Origin of the sequence: Streptomyces sp. LHD-70 (genome assembly GCF_031157275.1) — a bacterium.
Lineage (GTDB): Bacteria > Actinomycetota > Actinomycetes > Streptomycetales > Streptomycetaceae > Streptomyces.
In genome coordinates, this window is record NZ_JAVIFW010000009.1 from 1 (window position 1) to 20,161 (window position 20,161).

General features: G+C 67.6%; 25 protein-coding genes and 2 pseudogenes. 22 read left to right on the plus strand and 5 right to left on the minus strand.

Annotated features, from left to right (window positions below):
• Positions 1 to 130 precede the first annotated feature (130 nt).
• From RCO28_RS18680 to RCO28_RS18705, 6 genes and pseudogenes are all read left to right on the plus strand, one after another.
• The gene (locus RCO28_RS18680) at positions 131 to 460 is read left to right on the plus strand and encodes a nuclear transport factor 2 family protein (protein ID WP_374991195.1); all 330 of its coding nucleotides are present in this window, start codon (positions 131 to 133) and stop codon (positions 458 to 460) included.
• A 214-nt stretch (positions 461 to 674) separates the two neighbouring features.
• Positions 675 to 1,625: pseudogene (locus tag RCO28_RS18685) on the plus strand (peptidoglycan-binding protein); the annotation flags it as partial.
• 396 nt (positions 1,626 to 2,021) lie between these two features.
• Complete coding sequence (locus tag RCO28_RS18690) at positions 2,022 to 2,267, plus strand: hypothetical protein (protein WP_308942283.1); 246 nt, start codon at positions 2,022 to 2,024, stop codon at positions 2,265 to 2,267.
• Positions 2,268 to 2,398: 131 nt separating this feature from the next.
• The gene (locus tag RCO28_RS18695; protein ID WP_308942284.1) at positions 2,399 to 2,959 is read left to right on the plus strand and encodes a DUF2690 domain-containing protein; all 561 of its coding nucleotides are present in this window, start codon (positions 2,399 to 2,401) and stop codon (positions 2,957 to 2,959) included.
• A gap of 302 nt (positions 2,960 to 3,261) precedes the next feature.
• On the plus strand, positions 3,262 to 3,912 hold the full coding sequence (locus RCO28_RS18700) for a hypothetical protein (RefSeq protein WP_308942285.1): 651 nt from the start codon (positions 3,262 to 3,264) through the stop codon (positions 3,910 to 3,912).
• 255 nt (positions 3,913 to 4,167) lie between these two features.
• Positions 4,168 to 4,701: a GNAT family N-acetyltransferase gene (locus tag RCO28_RS18705; protein WP_308942286.1), complete on the plus strand. Its 534-nt coding sequence runs from the start codon at positions 4,168 to 4,170 to the stop codon at positions 4,699 to 4,701.
• Between the two features lie 214 nt (positions 4,702 to 4,915).
• Here the strand turns inward: RCO28_RS18705 and RCO28_RS18710 are convergent, their stop codons facing one another.
• Complete coding sequence (locus RCO28_RS18710) at positions 4,916 to 5,095, minus strand: hypothetical protein (protein WP_308942287.1); 180 nt, start codon at positions 5,093 to 5,095, stop codon at positions 4,916 to 4,918.
• A gap of 725 nt (positions 5,096 to 5,820) precedes the next feature.
• On the opposite strand from RCO28_RS18710, the gene RCO28_RS18715 reads away from it, so the two are divergent.
• From RCO28_RS18715 to RCO28_RS18780, 14 genes are all read left to right on the plus strand, one after another.
• Complete coding sequence (locus RCO28_RS18715; protein ID WP_308942288.1) at positions 5,821 to 7,110, plus strand: recombinase RecT; 1,290 nt, start codon at positions 5,821 to 5,823, stop codon at positions 7,108 to 7,110.
• Positions 7,111 to 7,186: 76 nt separating this feature from the next.
• Positions 7,187 to 8,260, plus strand: coding sequence for a PD-(D/E)XK nuclease family protein (locus RCO28_RS18720; protein ID WP_308942289.1), 1,074 nt, complete (start codon positions 7,187 to 7,189; stop codon positions 8,258 to 8,260).
• A 110-nt stretch (positions 8,261 to 8,370) separates the two neighbouring features.
• Positions 8,371 to 8,982, plus strand: coding sequence for a hypothetical protein (locus RCO28_RS18725; RefSeq protein ID WP_308942290.1), 612 nt, complete (start codon positions 8,371 to 8,373; stop codon positions 8,980 to 8,982).
• 2 nt (positions 8,983 to 8,984) lie between these two features.
• Positions 8,985 to 9,308, plus strand: coding sequence for a hypothetical protein (locus RCO28_RS18730; protein ID WP_308942291.1), 324 nt, complete (start codon positions 8,985 to 8,987; stop codon positions 9,306 to 9,308).
• Positions 9,305 to 10,147: a helix-turn-helix domain-containing protein gene (locus RCO28_RS18735; protein ID WP_308942292.1), complete on the plus strand. Its 843-nt coding sequence runs from the start codon at positions 9,305 to 9,307 to the stop codon at positions 10,145 to 10,147. Before RCO28_RS18730 ends, RCO28_RS18735 begins: the two co-directional genes overlap by 4 nt.
• Positions 10,148 to 10,203: 56 nt before the next feature.
• A complete protein-coding gene (locus RCO28_RS18740; RefSeq protein WP_308942293.1) occupies positions 10,204 to 10,476 on the plus strand; it encodes a hypothetical protein in 273 nt (90 codons plus the stop codon).
• Positions 10,477 to 10,575: 99 nt separating this feature from the next.
• Complete coding sequence (locus tag RCO28_RS18745; protein WP_308942294.1) at positions 10,576 to 10,878, plus strand: hypothetical protein; 303 nt, start codon at positions 10,576 to 10,578, stop codon at positions 10,876 to 10,878.
• A gap of 73 nt (positions 10,879 to 10,951) precedes the next feature.
• Positions 10,952 to 11,650, plus strand: coding sequence for a hypothetical protein (locus RCO28_RS18750; RefSeq protein ID WP_308942295.1), 699 nt, complete (start codon positions 10,952 to 10,954; stop codon positions 11,648 to 11,650).
• 137 nt (positions 11,651 to 11,787) lie between these two features.
• Positions 11,788 to 12,513 carry a hypothetical protein gene (locus tag RCO28_RS18755; protein ID WP_308942296.1) on the plus strand — a complete coding sequence of 242 codons (726 nt, stop codon included), beginning with the start codon at positions 11,788 to 11,790 and terminating at the stop codon, positions 12,511 to 12,513.
• Between the two features lie 20 nt (positions 12,514 to 12,533).
• Positions 12,534 to 13,322, plus strand: coding sequence for a hypothetical protein (locus RCO28_RS18760; RefSeq protein WP_308942297.1), 789 nt, complete (start codon positions 12,534 to 12,536; stop codon positions 13,320 to 13,322).
• Positions 13,319 to 14,095 carry a hypothetical protein gene (locus tag RCO28_RS18765; protein WP_308942298.1) on the plus strand — a complete coding sequence of 259 codons (777 nt, stop codon included), beginning with the start codon at positions 13,319 to 13,321 and terminating at the stop codon, positions 14,093 to 14,095. Before RCO28_RS18760 ends, RCO28_RS18765 begins: the two co-directional genes overlap by 4 nt.
• A complete protein-coding gene (locus RCO28_RS18770; RefSeq protein ID WP_308942299.1) occupies positions 14,092 to 14,637 on the plus strand; it encodes a hypothetical protein in 546 nt (181 codons plus the stop codon). Before RCO28_RS18765 ends, RCO28_RS18770 begins: the two co-directional genes overlap by 4 nt.
• 40 nt (positions 14,638 to 14,677) lie before the next feature.
• Positions 14,678 to 15,067: a hypothetical protein gene (locus RCO28_RS18775; RefSeq protein WP_308942300.1), complete on the plus strand. Its 390-nt coding sequence runs from the start codon at positions 14,678 to 14,680 to the stop codon at positions 15,065 to 15,067.
• Complete coding sequence (locus RCO28_RS18780) at positions 15,067 to 15,462, plus strand: hypothetical protein (protein WP_308942301.1); 396 nt, start codon at positions 15,067 to 15,069, stop codon at positions 15,460 to 15,462. The genes RCO28_RS18775 and RCO28_RS18780 overlap by 1 nt, the downstream gene beginning before the upstream one ends.
• Before the next feature lie 80 nt (positions 15,463 to 15,542).
• Here RCO28_RS18780 and RCO28_RS18785 read toward each other — a convergent pair.
• The 3 genes and pseudogenes from RCO28_RS18785 to RCO28_RS18795 form a co-directional block, all read right to left on the minus strand.
• A pseudogene (locus RCO28_RS18785) lies at positions 15,543 to 16,031 on the minus strand (helix-turn-helix domain-containing protein); the annotation flags it as partial.
• Positions 16,032 to 16,039: 8 nt separating this feature from the next.
• Entirely contained in the window at positions 16,040 to 17,056 is a 1,017-nt protein-coding gene (locus RCO28_RS18790; protein ID WP_308942302.1) for an NADPH:quinone oxidoreductase family protein, read from the minus strand.
• Between the two features lie 46 nt (positions 17,057 to 17,102).
• Positions 17,103 to 17,468, minus strand: a complete 366-nt coding sequence (locus tag RCO28_RS18795) for a MerR family transcriptional regulator (RefSeq protein WP_308942303.1) — start codon at positions 17,466 to 17,468, stop codon at positions 17,103 to 17,105.
• Positions 17,469 to 17,571: 103 nt separating this feature from the next.
• Between RCO28_RS18795 and RCO28_RS18800 the strand changes: the two genes are divergently transcribed.
• Positions 17,572 to 17,952, plus strand: a complete 381-nt coding sequence (locus RCO28_RS18800) for an N-6 DNA methylase (RefSeq protein WP_308942616.1) — start codon at positions 17,572 to 17,574, stop codon at positions 17,950 to 17,952.
• 338 nt (positions 17,953 to 18,290) lie between these two features.
• Here the strand turns inward: RCO28_RS18800 and RCO28_RS18805 are convergent, their stop codons facing one another.
• Positions 18,291 to 19,271: a GNAT family N-acetyltransferase gene (locus tag RCO28_RS18805; protein WP_308942304.1), complete on the minus strand. Its 981-nt coding sequence runs from the start codon at positions 19,269 to 19,271 to the stop codon at positions 18,291 to 18,293.
• Between the two features lie 304 nt (positions 19,272 to 19,575).
• On the opposite strand from RCO28_RS18805, the gene RCO28_RS18810 reads away from it, so the two are divergent.
• Positions 19,576 to 20,013: a VOC family protein gene (locus RCO28_RS18810; RefSeq protein ID WP_308942305.1), complete on the plus strand. Its 438-nt coding sequence runs from the start codon at positions 19,576 to 19,578 to the stop codon at positions 20,011 to 20,013.
• The last annotated feature ends 148 nt before the right edge of the window (positions 20,014 to 20,161 follow it).

Below are 20,161 nucleotides of genomic sequence, written 5' to 3' on the forward strand. Positions count from 1 at the left end.
ATGCCCACCGACGACCCGGTCATGAACGTCACGCGCAGCCGCCTCGGACGCCTCACCCGCCAAGGCTTCCTCACCCAACCCGGACGAGGCCGCTACCAGAAACGGACTTAACGACCTCTCAGTCGACGACATGGACGCGCTGGCGGAGGTCTTCCACCCCGATGTCGCATGGCACTTGGGGGGCCGGGGCCCGCTGTCGGGGGACTACCAGGGTCGCGAAGCGACGTTCGAGATGTTCGCCCGGGACTTCGAGCTGTCAGGTGGCACGTACCGCCCGCAGCTCCACGATGTTCTCGCAAACGATGCGCATACGGTCGCTCTGCTCCATGCCACGGCGTCGCGGGCGGGTAAGGAGCTCGATATGGACTATGTCATCGTCTTCCACATCAGCGACGGCAAGATCGTCGAAGGTTGGGAGCTTTGGGCGGATCAAGCGGCATACGACGAGTTCTGGTCGTAAGTGCCGCCAGGAGCCGGAGACAACGTGCCGAACCGGTCCCCGACCCTCAGGCCGAGACGGCCGAACATCGATAGCCGACGTCGTCGTTAGACTCCACCACCAGCGAGTGACCCTCCACCCGCCCTGCGAAGAGCGCTAGCCCACCGAGGGACCGTCCCGGAGCACCCCGGACACGGCCAACTGTCCTCCGGGCACCGGTTGAAGGCATGAGCAGGTGGCTACTCCCCTCTCCGCGGACAAGTTCCTGTCCGCCCTCAAGAACGCGCACCTCGGCGTCGTAGAGCACGGCACTTGGCGCACCCACAACCGCAACACCCACGGCAACTGGGGCCCCATGAACGGGGTGATGATCCACCACACCGGTGGCTACTCCTCCGAGGACGACATGGTCGAGCTGTGCCGCAACGGCTACAACGACCTGCCCGGGCCCCTCTGCCACGGAGTCATCGACCGCTCGGGCACCGTCCACCTCGTCGGGTACGGACGGGCCAACCACGCCGGCATGGGCGACACCGACGTCCTGCTCGCCGTCATGGCGGAGAAGAAGAAACTCCCGACCGACAACGAGCCTGACGCAGACGGCAATCGGCACTTCTACGGCTTCGAGTGCATCAACTCCGGGCGCGGCCAGAACTGGCCGGCGGCTCAAGTCGACGCGATGGCACGCGCGGCCGCCGCGATCTGCAAGGCACACGGCTGGAACGAACACAGCGTGATCGGCCACAAGGAGTGGAAGCCTGGTAAGTCCGACCCGTACGGCATCGACATGGATGACTTTCGTGCACGAGTCGCGCGGCACCTCAAGGTGCCGTCCAGTCAGCGCGGCAATCCCGACACCCAGGACACCGCCGACGACGAGGAGAACCGGAAGCCCGCGAAGACCGGCAGAGATGACGACGTCTCGGCCACTGCTCAGCGCCGGTACGAGCCCTTCCCCGGAGCCGGTCACTTCCGGGCAGGCCGCTCCTCAGCACTCATCGCCGCAGTGGGAGAGCGCCTGGTCGCCGAGGGCTGCGACAGCTACCCGCAGGGCCCCGGCTCGAAGTGGAACGACGCCCACCGTCGCTCGTACGCCGCCTGGCAGCTCAAGTGCGGACACCGGGGTGCCGGAGCGGACGGTATCCCCGGAAAGGACAGCTGGGACAGACTCCGCGTCCCCGGTCGTGCCCCTGTCCCCAGTCCCGGTCCCGGTCCCAGAGACAGCGGCACCCGTCGCCGTCGTACCGAACCGGCCACCAACTCACCCAAGAATCAGCAGTCCGACGCGATGTCGCAGACCCTCGCCGATGTCGCCGAGCGCACTCTGGCCACGTACGTCCAGACGTTCCTCGGACTCCTCGCCGCCACGCAGGCCACCGACCTGGTGAACCTCTCCACATGGCAGTCGGCCGCGGTCTCCGCCCTGCCTGCCGCGCTCGCCGCACTAAAGTCCGCGCTCGGCACGGTCCTCGGCCACTGGGGCACAGGCTCCTGGCTACCCAAGAAGGCGGACCCGGCGAACGTAACCAGGTGAGGCGACGGTCAGCCAAGTACCGAATCAAGAGTGGAAGGAGAAGTAGAAGTGCCGGACGGTGAAGTCGCTCTGGCTCTGGCCGAGTTGCGCCGCGCATTGGAGCTCGGTCTCAGCCGCATCGACGGCCAGCTCGCCCTACTCGTGCAGCGCTCGGACCAGACCGATAAGGAGCTGGCGGACCTTGAGGCGCGTGTGGCCTCCTTGGAGAAGAACCGCTGGCCGCTGCCCACGATCGCCGTCCTCGCGGCAGTCGCGTCGGTGGTGATTGTGCTGATGCGTACGGTCGACACCTGATCGCCTGATCGACGTGGGCGCCCTCCCCACGGAAACTCAATCGGCAAACAGCCCTGCCCCTCGGATACTGGTGTCGTAGCGAACTCGTAGGAGCACAAGGCCGGTTGATCGCCGTTGCAGAGGAGCTCCCCGTGGCCAACCCGTTCAGTCTCCAGCGGCTCCGAAGTCTGGGGACCAGCCTGCGCAGCAACGCAGCACCCCGCCTGCGATCGGCATGGGAATGGATCCGCGCGTCCGCCAGAAACGCCGTCATCACCGCGCTTGCCGTCGCGCTGGTCGGTGGAGTCGTACCAGTCCTCCTCACCCACTTGCTCACGCCCTCGGCACCCGAATGCCCTGGCGCCGGGTGTGACGGCAAGAGCCCGCTGACACAGGGCTGCGCAGCTGACGCCGTGACCTTTGAGCCACAGCAGGACAACCCGGTGCGACTGCACCTCCGCTACAGCAAGCACTGCGGAGTGGTCTGGGCCCGGGTCCTGCAGGCGAAAGCAGGTGATGCTGTGACTCAGCGGGTGGACGGAGGCTCGGCCCAGAGCGCGGTAGTCGACTACGGCAGGGACCGCTTCACGGACATGTCCGTCGTCGAGGAGTCCTTCGGCGTCACCGCATGCGCCGTACCGTCCACGCAGGAGTCACGCACGTGGGACAAGTACTGCATCAAGGCGACGGACAAGTCCGCTTGGAGCGAATGACGCCATCGGCCGTTCGGACACGGTCACCACACCGGCAAGGCGATACGCCGGCAGCCCTCGGACATGAAGGCGCCCCGGACCAGAGTGCGAGTCAGAATCCCGGGGCGCCACTTCCACAAAGGAAAGAGGGCCCCAGGGTAGGTGAGCGCCCCGGCGTTCATCAACCGCCGGACATGCGATCGACCCGCTCCGCGTGAGCTGCTGGCCCCAGAAGGACCCCGCACCACCCCACCCAACTAAGCTTGACGTATCAAGCCTTCTTTATACGTGGACGGGTCGTCCGGAGAGGTCGTGAGGCCGTTATGGCAGCGGGAGCATTCCCCTACCTGCTGGGGCACTCGGAGATCGCGTCCCTCTACGGCGTGGAACGGCAGACGTCGCAGCTGTGGCGGACGCGCGGGGTCCTGCCCGACCCCGACTTCGTCGTCTCCGGGAACCCGTACTGGTTCCTTCCCACCGTCCTCGGCCTCGCAGAGCCGCACGTCCGTGAGGCCAACAAGGAGCGCCTCAAGGCGTTCAAGGCCGAGCGGCGCGGCTGGTACGTCGTCGACAAGGTCGACGACCTCCCGCCGGTCGTCGGCCTGAAGGAGATCCCCTGGATCTTCGGCAAGAAGTACGGCGACATCTACCAGTGGCGTGCACGCAACAGCTTCGCCGCGGAGGACGCCGTCGTTTCCGGTTCCCCTCTGTGGCTGCTCGACACGGTCCTGGAGGACGCCGAGCAACGCAGCCGGACCGTACTGCCTGACGCGATTGAGCGACTCCGCGCCGGGGAGCGCGAAGGTCTCAAGCCGCGGGGCCGCAAGAAGAGCACCGAGCCCAAGCCGGCGCCTCCGGCGTTGCCTCCCACGCGGAGCTACAAGCCGGACGAGGCGGATCTGGACGAGGTGACCGCCTTCATCAAGGAGATCTGGGCCGCCGGCCTGACCGTCTCGGTACGCGCCAAGCGCTGACTTCAGCAGCTCCGCACGGGTACCGCCCCTGATGAGGATCTGTGAAATCGGCTCTGACCGCGATTCCGATTCCGTGAATGATCTTGGTGCCGAGGCAGGCTGCCTCCCCGGACCATCAGCCCGACCTTTCATCCCCGGCGTGCGTGCGTGCGTGCGTGCGTGCGTGCGGGCAGCCTTCGCCTTGCGGTTCCGGAGCGGCAACATGGACAAGCGCCGATTACCGATGAGGCCCTTGCCTTCGGCAGGATGGGCGCCATGACCGAGATCCGCACCCCCCGCCTCCTCCTCCGCCGCTGGCATGACGACGACCTCGCGCCGATGGCGGACGTCAACGCGGACCCGCGAGTCATGCAGTGGATCGACGACGGCTCGGTGCGCGACCTGGGCCACACGGCGGAGGCCATCGAGAGATGGGAGGAGGAGTGGGACGAGGAGGGCTTCGGGCTCTTCGCCGTCGAGCTGCTGGCCTCGGGTGAACTGGTCGGCTTCACGGGTCTGTCCGTGCCCGAGTTCCTGCCGGAGGTGCTGCCCGCCGTGGCGATCAGCTGGCGGCTCGGCTCACAGTTCTGGGGCCAGGGATACGCGTCCGAAGCCGCCCAAGCCGCCCTGGAGTTCGCGCTCCAGGACCGTGGCCTCGACCGCGTGATCAGCATTAACCGGGTGGGTAACGACGCCTCCGAGAACGTCATCCGGAAGCTGGACATGGTGCCGGAACGCGTGACGACACACCCGGTGTACGGCTATCCGCTGCGCGTCTACACCATCGATCTCACCCAGTTCCAGGCGTGAACCAGCCGAGCCATCGGATCACCACGAGATCGCCGGCCGCTGCCCATACCTTCCGCGGCCACTGATCGCCACGAGGCGAGACGTCCCAGGCGAAGGTGTTGCGCCCCCATCGCCGACCTGCGCTTTCACGGAATTGGAATTGCGGTCAGAGCCAAATTCAACGATCCTCATCACCCCTGGGGATGCGCGCCGGCACACCCCCAGGGGCGGTGCTCTATCTCCGTCGTACGGGGAGCACTTGAGCGAAGGCCCGTAAGACCGCTGGGCGTTGTTCGGGCGCGGTGCCCCGTACGACGATGACGAGAGCGATCAGGAACGTGTCGGCCAGCACGATGGTGACCGCCAGCAGGGTCTGAGGTATGGCGGTGGCGAACCGCGCGAGCGTGATGGTCATGGGATTCCTCCGATGCGAGCCAGAGTTGACTGGACAACGTCCGGTGGCCGAAGAGCCGGGGCGCCAACGAGGACAGACGGCCGTGGATCAGCACGCCTGATCGGAAGGGTTGAGATGCGTTCCTGCGCATGCAGCGACCTGCACGCAGGAGCGAGCCGTGACTTCCCCGGTCGGCCTCGCGCTACTTGTCGTGGGCAGAGCAGTTCATGAGCCGGTGATACGCAGCCATGTCCGCCCTCCCTCAAGTCGGGTTCCCATGACGGAACCATGTGGCGCCTTACGACGCCGAGTCCCTCCACCATGCCCGGTCGAAACGCATTCACGCCAGTAGCAACTGCGCCTGATGGCAGCAAAGTTGAGTCATCAGACCAGTCCGAGCCGCAACCAAGGCGGCTCTGGCCGCATCCGCGATCACGATTTACAGTGTGACTCACATACGTCCAGACGGATGTGCGACCACCATGCTTGATCGTGCAGTTCGACGCGAGAAGCCCGGCCGAGGGACGACTGCCGGTGCGACCGATGACGAGCCGCCACTTCCCGAGCCCGAAGGGTTGGCGGGCTTTCGCCGTTCGTGTCGCGCGCTCACGAGAGAACGCACGACCGTCAGGAGATCCTTGACGGTGAAAATGTTCGACGAATAAAGTTATATAGATGACATTTGCGCTATGCGTACGTGGAGACAGATGTCAGACCGACTGGGGAAACACATGACCGGAGGGGACATGGCGGAACCACCCGTCACCTGGCTCGCGATCCGCGAGGACCAGAAGGCGTTCGAGGACCAGCAACTGCGCGCACTGCGCTCAGCGTTCCCGGACCTGGCGGAAGCCGCCCCGGCTCAGCTGGGGATCTTCTTCCACTACTGCAAGGCATCCGGGCTTGATCCATTCGGCCGCCAGATCTACATGATCAAACGACGGTCACGCGGAGAGGTGCGCTGGACCATCCAAACCGGCATCGACGGCTACCGGCTCATCGCCCGCCGCGCCGCCGACCGAGCCGGACAGGCGCTCGCCTACGAAGACTTCGTCTGGTACGACGCCGAAGGCAGCGAACACACCGTGTGGCTGCGCGATGAACCGCCTGCCGCATGCAGGGCGGTGCTCTGGCGCGGAGGCTCCCGGTTCCCCGCGGTCGCGCACTGGCGGGAGTACGCACCGAAGGTGTGGGACTACGAATCCCAGGACTACAAGCTCGGCGGCCTCTGGCCCCAGATGCCGGCGAGCCAGCTCAGCAAGGTTGCCGAAGCACTGGCCTTGAGGCGTGCCTGCCCGGCAGACCTGTCCGGGCTCCAGGTGGACGAGGAGATGCACGCGGCGGACGCTGCCGAGTCCCGGGAACGCGTCCAGGCCGCAGCCGCCCGACTGCGTGACTACAGCACTGCGACACCTGCCGAGCCCTCGCGGCCCTCCGCCAAGGAGGCGCAGCAGTCCGAGCAGGAGCCCTCGGCGGCCGAAGTGGTCGATGCCGAAGTTGTCGAGGGTGAGCCGGAGCGCCGCTACCAATCCGTCGCACCTTCGGATCACCAAGAAGCCAGTGAAGGGGCGAATGGCACAGTCGGGGAGGCGGCGGCCCTCGCGGTTGATGCAACAGACGAGCCCGCACGGGACCCGCTCCCCCTCGCCCGCCAAGACGTCGAGCGCATTGCAGACGTCCTGGACATCACGTTCGGCGAGGTCAACGACCTCTGCTTCGAGCTCAACGATGTGGCCTACCAAGACGCCGGGGCAGACCAGTTGAACGACCTGGCCCGCCTGCTGGCCGACTCCGCCGAACACCTCGGCACTCCCCGAATGACCACCCGCATCGCCACCTTCCGCGAGCAGCGGGAGGAGTCCGAGGCGGGTGAGCGGGGCGGCCAGCGGCCCACGAAGCGCACGGCAGCAGAGAAGACCTCGGCCTCCAAGCGCACCGCCAAGAGGACCGCATCCCGGCCCGCCGCTGAAGCGAGCCCCAAGCGAGCTACGCGCCGGAACACGGCGACGAAGGCCACCGCGCGCAAGAAGCCATAGCTGCCAGCCCACCAGCTGACACGTCATCCCGCCGCTCGCGGGACACCTCACCAACAAGCAGAGTGCGAGGACCTGCATGCCCAGCGACACCCTCACCAGCACCGTTCCCATCCCCGACCTGTGGAAGGCCGCGCACAGAGACGACCGTGCCCGTCCGCGCGCCCGCCAACAGCTCCTCGGCCCGTCTTCCATCGGCCTGTGCAGGCGCCGAGCCGCCTACGAGGTGCACGGCACCTGGCCCACCGACCTCGCCGACACCATGCACGCCGCGATCCTCGGCACCTGGCTCCACGAGGGCATCCTGCGCGTACTGGAGCAGCAGTACGGAGCGTTCACAGAGCTCGAACTCACCAACGGCACGCTCCTCGGCCACGCGGACGCCTACTGGGCGCCCGCGAGCCTCACCGGGCAGACAAGCCCGTATGGCGCCGAGGTCGGCGTAGTGGAAGACCTGAAGACGAAGTCCACTCGCGCCTTGGACATGGTCGTACGCCACGGACCGCACCGACATGAGTGGTTTCAAGTCCACCTGTACGCGCACCTGTTGAAGACGGGCGGCCTGGCCGAGCATCCGAAGCTGCCCGTCGGTGAGCCGCTGCCCGTGGACGTCGTACGGCTCAGGTACGTGGGCCGCGAGTACGGCCAGGTCGTGGTCCACCAACGCCCGTACGACCAGGATGTCGCCGATCAGGCGCTCGCCTGGGCGGATGACGTGCTCGCCAGCCCGGAGCCGGAGGCCATGCCCCGCGACCTCGACGGCCCGGGGCTGTCGATCATCTGCGACAACTGCCCTTTCAAGAGGGCCTGTTGGAATCTCGACGCCCTGGCCGACGACCGAGCCCCTCAGACCATCCTGATCGCGGATGGTGAGGACCTCGCCGCCGCGCTCGGCGCCTACTCGGAGGCCGCCGAGATCGAGAGCGCGGCGAAGAAGCGCAAGGCCAAGGCGCGGAAGGTGCTCGACGCGGCGGAGCCCGGCACGTACGGCGCCTTCAAGCTCTCGTGGTCAGGCGGCAACCCGCGGCCGCCCGTACCGGACCCCGAAGCGATGATCCGGATCCTCGAGGGCCTCAACCTCGACGTGCCGCTCAAGTCGGGCGGCCGCTCCTCGCGCACCATCAACGTCTCTCGCCTGCCTGACACTCCCTGACAGCGCCCCCGCCCTCCCAACTGCTGCTCACTGGGCTCGAGTTGTCGGACCCAGTGGTCGGCCTGCCCCACCACCCATTCCGCCTCATGCCAACCACCGGAAGGTCCCGCATGGACACCACCGCCTCCACCCCGCCCGACGCCAACCCGCCCAACAACCCACCCGAGCTCCGCATCGACGCCGCACTGCAACTGCTCGCGAGCCAGAACAGCGGCGGGAGCGACACTCCCGTGCCCGCGCTCCTGGCCATCCTTGAGCCCTCGACCGGAGCACTGGGAACCGACGAGCAACCCGCCAGCCCTCCGCCCGCCGTGCTGCAGGAGCGCATCGCCGACCACCTCGCCTCCTGCTGGCCTCGCCTGGCGCATGCCGACTTCTCGGCAGACCTGGCCAGTGACGCGATGAAGGTCGTCGCCCCAGTCATCGACCAACTGCAGCGGGCGTCGCGTTCATGGCGTCAGCGAGCCGTTGCGGCCCTCATCGAACGCGACGAGGCGCGAGACATCGCCGCCGCCCTGGAGCAGCTGAACGCCGAAGCCGTGCGCCTGCTGCGCGCAGGCGGGCACCGTGCCAGTGACGCCATCGCCGTGCTCGAAAGCGACGGCGCCAGCCCCGAGCCGCAGGCAGGCCGCAACACGGAAGCAACCGCTCCTGAGGCCGAGCACCAGAGCGCACAGACCCCGGAGCGTGGCCGCACCGTCGACGCCGCACAGGAGAGGTGATCATGCCCGCTGCCTACGTCTCGCGGCCGCTCACCACGGCTTCCCACACCGTCGCGGCTACCGACCCCACCCGGCAGGCCCGCCACATCCACGTCAGCACTACGGACACCGGAACCCCCGTCATCGACTTCTTGGCTGTCGAACGGGCCGTCAACGGCGATCGGCCGGTACCCGAGCTCAACCATGCCGAACGGCAGCTCGCCGCGCGTCTCATGACGGGCGAGGGATACGCCCTTGCGGCCATCGTCGGCCTTCTCGGTACCGAGCAGCGAACGGTCTCCCGCTGGCGTGCCGCGTGGAAGAGGGAACAGGGGGCCAGGGTTTGAGTATCGAGGCTGTTGCATGGGCATTCCGGCAGAGCATCAGCAACCCCGGCGCGAAACTCGTCCTGCTGGCGTTGTGCGATTTCGCCGACGAGTCATGGTCCTGCTTTCCCGGCCACGAGACTCTCGCGACCAAGACCAGCCAAGGTGAGCGCACAGTTCGCCGGCATCTCAAGTGGCTGGAGCGGGAGGGCTTCATCGTGTCCAAAGCGCGGTTTGCCCACGGATTCCGTACCAGCAACCGCTACACGATCCAGAACGCTCGCCCCAGCACGCCTCCGCCCACCCCGGCAAAACAGACGGCCAGTTCGGCCGGTGGCCAGGATGACCGGCGGCCAGACCAGGCACAGCAACCGGCCAATGTGGCCGGGGAACCGTCAGAGAACCACCAGCAGAAGAACCCCCAGCCCCAACCGCAGCCGCAGCCGCAGCCGCACCAGCCGCACCAGCCGCACCAGCCGCACCAGCCGCACCAGCCGCACCAGCCGCACCAGCCCGAGAGTGAACGCGAAGCCGCGGACCGACCAGCCGCCGACTGCCTCGCTCACCCTCACACCCCCGGCGCCAACTGTCGCGGCTGCGGCACCAACCCGCGCGCGCAGCGCAGGACAGCCGACGCCACCGCCGACCAAGAGGCCGCGGAACGCGAACGCCTGAGCACCCGACTCTGGCTGCAGGAGCAACGCGCACGCCGGGGAATGGTGGCGCAGCAGGAGCGTGACGGCATGCTCGCCAGAGCCCGTCAAGCAGCCCGCGATGCGCTACGACCGCCGCACGGAAACGGCCAGCCCGCCGAACTCAGCGACCATAGAGAGATATTGACGACAAATGATCAAGATTGATAAAGTTATATCAGCTTGATCAAACAACACCCCCCGACCGACGAAGGTTGCATCCCATGTTCCAGCCCGTCACTCCGCACATGCAGCAAGAACTCGAAGCGAGCCTCACCCGCCAAGGCGTCAGCCCGGGGCAGTTCACGGAGGCTCAACTGCTGGCCAAGGACGCGAGCGAGCAAATGGCTGCGGCGTTCGGCGAGGCGGTCGGCCGCGAGGTCGCGCCTGCCGACTTCGTTCGCAACATCCTCGGCGTCGAGGGAGCCGGCCGGCTCTTGATCGCCGCCTTGCGCGAGGCCACCGGTCGTACCGACCTCTATCGCGACCTGCTCTGACCCGCAGGCACATTCCTGTGACTTCGTCATACGTGGAGACACTTACACACCTTCCCTGACCCATATCGGGTCAGGCAACCCAGAGTGCGAGGAACCCCGATGGACATCACCAACATCGCCGCGATAGTCCTCGCGGCCCGCATCGTCCACGCCCCCACCGAACACCACGTCGACGACGGCGACGGCGACGGCGACGCCACCGTCTACCGGCTGTCCCTGCACGGCCAGAACCCGGGCCAGACGGTCGACTTCATCCGCCGCGAAGGCCACCGGCGCTGGTGCCTGGAGGCCGTCACCGACGACCACGGCACCGCCCACCCGGCCCGCACCCTCGGCCGACGCCTCTCCGCGCGCCTCACCGAGCTGCACACCCGGACGGTCAACAGCCCCACAGCACCGTGACCCCGCCGCTCCCGCCGAAACCCCCACTGGAGGCGGGAGCGGCCCACCCGAAGCAACAGAGGAGAGAGAGAACGTGGACCAGTTCACACGCGAGCAGTTGCTCTACGCGGAAGCCGCCCGACACGGCGTCAGCCCGACGCAGATCCACGAGGCCATCCGCCTCGTCGCACGGGCCGTACAGCACGACGTCGCCGTCCACCAGCAAGCCATGGGGCGAGCGCTGACTCCCGACGAGTGGCTGGACCGGCACTCACCGGACATCTTCCGCCTGATGTGCCGCCGAGCCGCCCAGGCCGTCGGACTCGACGCACACCAGGAGGACCTGGTCTTCACCATCGTGGAAGCGGTCGTCCCCTTCGAGGACGACCCCCGGGACGACGACCGCCCATGGCAGTTCCAGGCCCGCCCGCTCACCCACCCCGCCGAGGCCAACTTCCCCGCGTACACGGTCGCCTACCAGGATCCCCGAACCTCGCCGGACTCCCGCCCGACTTCCGTGATCCGCTCCGGCGCACGCGTACGCATCGCACTCATCCGCGCCCTCCGAGCCCGGCTCGGGGCGGCATGCCTGGAGGAGATCACCGGAGCGGTGACCTTCACCTACGGCGGACTGCCCGGCGTTTTCATCGCCACCCCGATCCCCGACCCCGGCCACCCGCAGTGCTCCGGATGCGGGCAGTGGGACAGCGAACACGACCTGCCGGACGGCGACTCCTGCGCGCTGTTCCAGGGCTCGGACACGGGCACGGCACACGAAGCCGTGCCGGTCTAGCCGCCTCCCGCACTGATCACCGTCCGGGGCCGCGCCGGTGCGAGCAGCCCGGCCCCGGACGACCGCCCCCTCACCTGGCGCCCTCAACAACGCGCGCCACGCATCACCTTCCACAAAGAGAGAGCAGGAACTCACCCATGCCCAGCCTGCCCAGCCACCAGTGGCTGACCGGCTCCGCCCAGAGCAAGGGCCGCAGAGACATCCAGGCCGACGCGTACGCCGTCAACCGTGACGACACCACGGGACGCATCGCCGCAACCGTCACCGACGGGATCGGCGACACCAAGGACTCCGCCACCATCGCCCAACTCGCCGCCACGGCAGCGACCAAGGCCACCCTGCGCCACGACCCCGGCCACGGCTGCCAGACAGCGCGCGTTCGCCGCGCCACCCACTACAACGACGCCGAACCCCGCGGCCTCGACGCCCAAGCGGACGCATCCATCGTCACCGCGCTCCTCGCCACCGATCACAGTCGGCTGTGGATCTCCTGGGCCGGACTGTGCCGCGCCTACGTGATGTACGAGTCCGGCGCCCTGGAGCGAGCCACCTTCGACCACTGCCTCCCCACACCCATGACCGAGGCAGCACAGCGCAGCGGATCTGCCACCACCGACGAACGGCAGGTCACGCGCACCGTCGGCCGCAACGAATTCGTCACCACCCACCTGCCCGTACGGCAGGTCACCCGCCTCCTGCTGTGCACCGACGGCGTTCACCGGCACCTGGCCGACCGCGCCATCGCCACAGTCCTCCGCGACCCCAGCACCGACGCCACCGAGGCCGCCAACATCCTCGCCCGCGCCGGCGGCCTCACCGGCACCGACAACGCCACCGCCGTCGTCATCCAGCGCGCCACCTGACAAGAACCAGGACAACAACCATGAACAACCCGAACAACACACACGACGACATGAACGAGCCCGCACGCGACAACGAAGACCCCCTCGCCCAGCTCTCCCTCGCCTACGTACGGGCAGGGCGCGCCCTCCACCTCGCCTTCCTCGACGACATCGCCACCCGCATCCGCTCCGCCTGCCACCAGGACGCCCGCTACCTCGAGGTCACGATCGACCCAGAGACGGACGACGTCACACTGCACAGCATCTGGAGCGAACAGACAGACGGACTCGCCAACTACCGCCAGCTCTGCGACCTGGACGCCGACTCCGAGGACTGGACCGACGACCCACTGGCCCTGCACCAGCTGGTCCACGACCTGGAGAACTCCCTCGCGACGGGCTACCTCCAGACCTGGGGACTGGTCCGCCCCCACCCGAACTACGCCTATCCCCACCGCCGTTGGATCGTGCTCCCGCCAGCAGACCGCATCGACGCAATCGCCGAGCTGGTACGTGCCTACGTACCGAACGCCGAAGGGCTGGTCTGCAGCTTCCGCTGGGCCGGACACGCGATCGGCGTATGCCTGATCGCCGTCATCGACACAGACGGGCAGACCACCGGCATCCCCTGCGGCAAGTGCACCCGCGACGCCGAAGACCCCTGGCCCCTCCGCACCAGCCACACACTCGCCCACCTCCTCGCCCAGGTGCACGCCCTCCCCCACCTGAGCGACGGGAACCTGCTCCCCTTCGGAGGCCCGACCTGCGACGACGAAGTCGCACCGAGGCTGCTCCCCCTGCCGTCCGCCAACCCCACCTCCGCGCCGTGAACGCGCCCAGCTCCAAGAGCTCCCGGACCACGCCAGCCACCCATCAGCCCTCGACCGAAGTCACCGAGGTCACCGAGGTCACCGACGCCCTCCGGCACCGCAACACGGCCGCGCGCGCCGTCAACGAGGCACTGGCCAGGTACGAGATCAGCGTCCTCGACCACATCGCCGCCCGCGTCCGCAACGCCTTCCCCACGGCCACCCACCTGACCTTCGCCCACTACGCACGTGCACGAGAAGCAGACCTACAGTCGCTCTCGAGCACCGAACCCGACGGCACCGAGGTGCGCATCCCTGACGAAGTCGCGCAGGAAGCACTCGACTTGGGCGAGATCACCGACGACCTGACAGACGCGCTCACCGGCCTGACATCCGCAGCATGGAGCGCGGTACGCCCCGAGCCGGACGCGGACGGCCTGTGGGTGCTCGACCTGCCTCCCGCAGACCGTGCGTCGAAACTCGCCGAACTCGTCCGTACGCACCACCCGGACGCCGCCCTGCTCACCGTCGACTTCTCGGCCGACCCCTGCCGCGTCCAGGCCATCACCCATGCAGAGACCGCGGACGCGGTCGGAAGCCTCGGCAAACCCCTCGCGGTCGACGACCAGCACCCGCTATGGCCACCCGAGACCGAACGGCAGATCAGCGCCCTCGCCACCCAGATGCAAGCCCTACCTCACCTGAGGGCACAGCACCTGTTCCGCACGGGCGGGCCGGACGACCACACCGCGCTCCTCCTACTCCCCATGGACGACACAAAAGGATTGTCATGACCCTGACCGTCCAGCCCACCGCAGCCCCGCCGATCCCCGCCCAGCACGCACAAGCCCTCTCAGCCACCGCGCTGAGGACCTGGCCCACCATGATCGGTCTCACCATCGAACACGTAACGCACCACGAGCAGGGACCCCAGGGCTCCGTCACCCTGGCCGTCGTCCGCACGACCGCGCCCGCGCCCAGCGAGTTCCTCATCCGATGCGACGGCTACGGCCACGTCACCCGCGGCTGCGAACACCCCCACCCCGACGGCGCCCTGTGCTGGAGACCCTCGGCCTCGCACCTCTCCCTGCGCGACCCGGGCCTGTGCGCCCAGCATCTGCCCGCGCTCTCCCCAGGCCACTGGATCCGCCACCCCGATCAGCCCGCCTACGGACGCGTCACCTCCGTGGACCCCGAACAAGGCACCGTCACCGCCGACTTCGGCCGCGGAGAGGTCGTTCTCGTCGCAGTCCGCGTGCCCCGCGTACCACCACACATCGCCGACGAACTCGACCACGGCCCCCTCAGCAGATCCGCCACCCTCCTCGCCGAGTAGCCCCCAGCAGCAGCTCAAGCAGAGAAAGGAGAACCGACCGATGACCGCCACCAACGGAAACACCCTGATCACCATCACCTTCAACCGCCCCGTCGAGGCAGGCGAACTACGCCCCGGCGACACGTTCAGCCTCGACACCGCACCCCGGACACCTCTCGTCGTGCGATGGGTCGAGAACCTCGAAGTCGCCCCCGACGTACAACTCGTGGCCATCGCGCTACCCGGCGCCGGACCCCGTCTGCACCTGCCCCGGCGGACGACCGTACGGATGCACCGCATGGTCCGCACCATCACCATGAAGTGCCTGCTGTGCGAGGCCCCGGAGACCCTCGACATCGACCTGCCCGTAGACGGCGAACCGCTCAGCCTCGTCTGCCAGCGCCACGTCCCACCCGACCTGGCCGAGGGCGAGGGCGAGGTGGACGAGTGATGACCCTCACCTACCTCAGCGCCGTCCAACTCCTGCGCCAAGCCGACGAAGACAGGGCACGCGCGCTCTACGCGGACGTGATCGCGGCCCTAGAAGAACACTGCACCGACGTAGGCGTGGACTGGTGCGGCAACGAGCTGAGCATCACCGTCCAACTCACCGGCGACGGAGAGCAGTACGTCGCCATCGCAGGCCGCTACGCACTCCCCTGGCACGACGACCGCTCCGAGCTCGGCGGCTGGTGCGCCGTCCACATCGACAACACCTACGGCACGTCGAAGGTCATCTACGACACGACGACACCCGAAGGCGACCCGCCCGGCGACCTCGCCCTGACTCAACTGGCCGAAGAGGTCGGCTCCTACGTGACCGGCTGGAAGGCCGAGCACGCCTAACCAAACCCCATGACTCCCCGGGGCCGCACAGATGCGAGCGGTCGGCCCCGGGGCTCCCACCCATGCCACAAAGCGAAAGATCCGTGGACGCGCCAGCCGCCGCCCTTCTGGGATCCGGCCGACCTTTTTCACGTCGATGTGGACCATGTGGCCGGGACGGCGGGCGACGATCTTCCGCGGGTGCCGGTTCGATTGGCCGTTGGGGTCGATGAACAGGCGCCGGTTCAGTCCGAGGGCAAGCAGATGCCGCGAGACGGTGCGGCGACTGAGCGAGATTCCTTCAGTCTGAAGTTCGAACGCGATCCGGGACGCTGACCACTTTTCGACGCGACGGAGTGCCTCGATCTTGGCCACGATGTCCGCGTTGGTCGCGGTCGGCTGGCGTTGGGGTGCTGAGGAACCCTCGAGCAGACCGAGTTCACCATAGCGACGGTAGCGGTTGACCCATTTCGACGCGCACGCGCGGGAGATGCCTCTCGGCCACCACGTGAGCGATCGGGCGGTTCCGGCAGCGTTGTGCGAGGCGCAGTCGCCCCCTCTGGGGACAGCGGTGCGTTGCGGTGAGTCACAGGCATTCCTAGCGCCAGGGATCGAGCGCGTGCTTGCCGCGGGTCTGGCCGGCTTCGAGTTGCTGCAGCACTGACGCCCCCTCGGCCAGGGGGTGAACCTGAGGGGTGCCGGGCGGGTACACGCCGTGAGCGATGAGTGCCTCGATCTCGACGAGCAGCGACTGGTATAGGGACGGTGCGGTGGCCGCCAGCGCACCGATGTGTAGGCCCTTGAGCTGGACTTGGTGGGTGAAGACCAAGTCGCGCGTGGTCACCGTGGCGTCGCCGGAAGCGGCGCCGAACACGACGACGCGTCCGGTAAAGGGTTTGGTGACCGACAGGCTGACCTCGAAGGTGGCCTGTCCCACCGATTCCAGGACCAGGTCGACCCCGCCGGTCAGGCGGGTGATCTCCTCGGCCAGATCGGCACGTCGGCTGTCCAGGACTTCGTCGGCGCCGAGAGCTTTGACGGTGTCGTGCTTGGCCGGTGAGGCCGTGGCGATCACGCGTGCACCGTAGTGGTGGGCGAGGCGGACGGCGGCCTGCCCCACGCCTCCGGCCGCGGCATGAACGAGCACCACCTCACCCGCCTCTATCTCGCCCAACGGCTTCAGTGCTGCCAAGGCGGTGGCCCAATTCAGCACCATGCCGAGGGCTTCGGCGTCGCTCCAACCGGAAGGCACGGGGAGCACACCGGAGGCCGGCATCGTCATGTACTGCGCGAAGGCGCCCGGTCCGGCTCCGACGACGTGAGTGCCGAGCGAAAGAGGGCTCTTGACGTCCGGGCCGACGCCCACGATCTCGCCAGCGGCTTCGAAGCCCGCCACGTAGGGCGCCCGTGGGCCTCCTGCGTACGTGCCGTGGGTCTGCATGACGTCAGCGAAGTTGACCCCGGCGGCGCCTACGCGGATCAGGTACTCGCCGGGCCCCAGGGTGGGGTGGCGCGGACCGGTCGTGAGGGTCAGGTCTTTCGGCCCTCGGCGCGACCGCTGGACCAATGCCCGCATCGTCTGTCCGGCGCTGGTCTGCTGCTCGTTGATCTCCATGCACGAAACGTAGGAGTCTCACACTTACGTCAAGGTCAAGTGGCGGTCATAGACCAGCGCGACGAGCCTCCCGTAGGTAGGCGTCGAGTGCCGCTTGCTGATCGCTGAGAATGGCGATACGCGCAGCGAGGCGATCGCGATGGCTCTGCACCTCGTGCAGGAACTCCGCGTCCACGACGTCCGTGCAGCCATCAGATCCGTCAGTGAGGCTGGGCAGAGCTTCCCTGATCAACCGCACGGGCAGCCCGGACTCCAGCAGCGAGCGGATGACGAGCACCCGGTCGATAGTGGACTGGCAGTAGTCGCGGAACCCATTGCTGAAACGACCGGGGACGATCAAGCCCTCATCCTCGTAGTGCCGCAACGATCGCGCACTCACGCCGCTGACTCTGGAAGCCTCGCTGATCTTCATACCTGGAGCCAACGTCCGGGCGCACCGCGATCTTCCAGGACTCATCGCGACGCAGGGAAGGCTTGATCAGGCGTCAACAACCTCATGTCCCGCAACACCAGCGCTGGACAGCGGGACGTCAGAACCCGACACGAGCGTACGAGAGCCGGCCATCGGCACCGGCGGCATGTTCCGCTCAATCGCCCAAGCACTACGCGACCGCGGCCTGAACCCACACGAATTCCGCTGGTTCGGCAACGACATCGACCCCCTGGCCACAGCCTGCGCCGCCGTCAACGCCATCACCTGGGACCTCGGCCCCAAGGTCGCCATCTGGTGCGGCAACTCCCTGACCACAGAGGACGGCGGCGTCGCCAAGGCCCTCACCGAACGCTCCGCCGTCATCCGCCACCGCAACTCGGTCGTGGAACAAGCCCAGTTCGAGCACAAGGCCCGCCACATGCTCCGGACCCTGGACCGCCTCACAGAGGTGGCCGCAGCGTGAGCCAGCGAGGCAGGAATCAAAAGACGCCCCGGAGAAGACGAAGAAGACCAAGCACACCGTAACGATCAACGGTTTCAAGGCCTTCGCCGAGGAGACGGCAGAGAAGCTCGGCGAAGGCTGATCACTCGACGGGGACAGCACATCCGGCCCCGTGGCCTACCTCGCCCATCCCACCGGACACCGCATCGGCCTCCGCTACCTGTGGAATGGCTCCGTTTATGAGAATGGACAGCACTTCGACAGTGGTCCGGGAGGTGTCTGGCCGTCAGCGCCGACGCGGAATGTTCACGGGTTCGGGCAGCACCCGGCCTTCCTCGCGGGCCGAGTGTGGCGGGGTCTCAGCGCCAGTCGTCGATCACGTAGGCGTCGGGGTGGCTGTAGCCAGGTTCGTTGGGCCTGTGCATGGTCACGCCCTGCAGCCAGGTGCGGAAGCCGCAGTCGACCATGCGACGGTAGGCATCCGGGCGGCCCAGGTTCATCCCGGCGTCCAGTTGACCCAGTCCGCGCTCGGCGGCCAGCTGCTCGCACGCGGTGAGCAGTCGTTCGAACCGGTCGGCGGCCTCCGGGCCAGGACGCACAGCGCCGAATTTGACGAAGCACACGTCTTCTCCGGCCTCCGATCCGGCTCCGCAGTGGCAGACGGCCAGGCCATCGAGCTCGGAGCCGGCGCCCTGGAGCAGGATGGTGTCACCGAGTCCCTGCGCGTGCGTGGCTACGATCTCGCGTTCCAGGCTCAGGCCCTCGTACACGGACCCGGTCAGTTCGCGACAGAGGCTCAGGGCGCCGGGCTGCTCGGCGGCGGCCAGCTGGCCGTACAGCATTCGGCGAGGGACCGTGGCACTGCCTGCGACCTGCTTCCTCATGATGGCTGTGAGGAATCGGGGCCAGAAACCGTACCGACGGTACAGCTCAAGGTGCTTCGGACTGTGCGAGAAGGTGAACAGGCCCAGGTGGCGGTTCTCCCAGGTGTCGAAGCAGTCCATGACCGGCTCCATGAGACGCCTGCCGACGCCCTGGTCCCACAGGTCCGGACGTACGGTCAGCGGGCCGAAGTACCCGACGCTGCCCCAGTTGACGGCGAAGTTCGATCCGGCGACTTCGCCCTCGACCGTCGCTGCGAAGGCCGCCTGTGGATCGGCCGCCCAGCGGGTACGGACGTAGTCGGCCGTCCCGAAGAACGTCTTCGGCTCGGGAACCCCGAGGAACGTCCCGAAAGCGACCCTGAAGATCTCGTCGGCCCGATCCAGGTCCGCCTCACCCAGCGGGCGGACCGACACAGGGCCCGCGCCAACCTTGCGTTCCCCTGCCGGTGGTGTCATCGCTCTCTCCTTCCCGACCCCTGCTTCATCGCACCACGGGCGTGCACCGCAGGCGAGGCGAAGGGACCACCGGTACCCAGAGGCCGAGGACCGGGCCGGTCTGTCTTGGCTGTCCGCCGGGAACTGCAGCAGTCGCGGGTACCGAGGGCCAGGAAGGGCACCCTCTGCCCAGGACGGGGAGTCAGTCGACGGGTCGACGGGTGCTGTCCGTTCTCGGGTTCTGGCTCTCTTTATGTGGAGGGCTAACTGACCGTGATGTCAGAGGTGCGCAGTACCGTCGCCGCATCTGACCGAGGAGGGCCGCATGGCGACCAGGTGGAGCTTGACGATCGACTGCGCGCACCCGGCGAAGCTGGCCGTGTTTTGGGCACTGGCGTTGGGCTATGCGGCGAAGCCCGCACCCGCAGGATTCGGGAGTTGGGAGGAATGGTTCTCTCATCACGGGATCCCGGAGGACGAGTGGGATGAGGGCGCGTACCTCTGTGATCCTGAAGGGGCGGGCCCCAACTTGTCCTTCCTGAAGGTGCCGGAGCCGAAGACGGTAAAGAACCGGGCGCACTTGGACGTACAAGTCGGTGGCGGCCGTGAAACCCCGTGGGAGGTGCGATGGCCGCGCGTGGTCAAGGCGGTGGAGCGGTTGACCGCTGCGGGTGCGACCGTGGTTCGTGAGGAGGACCTGCAGGGCAAGCCCGATCATGTGGTGATGGCCGATCCGGAAGGAAACGAGTTCTGCCTGGTCTAGCGGAATTTCACTCCCGGCAGCCGCCGTCCGCACCTCCCTACAGAGCGATCGTCCGCACCCGACCTCTGCTTCACGAGTAGAGCAAGACGCGCTTGCGGAGCAGGGCAAAGCCCGCTCTGCCGAACATCTGGCGCTTGAGCATCTTGAT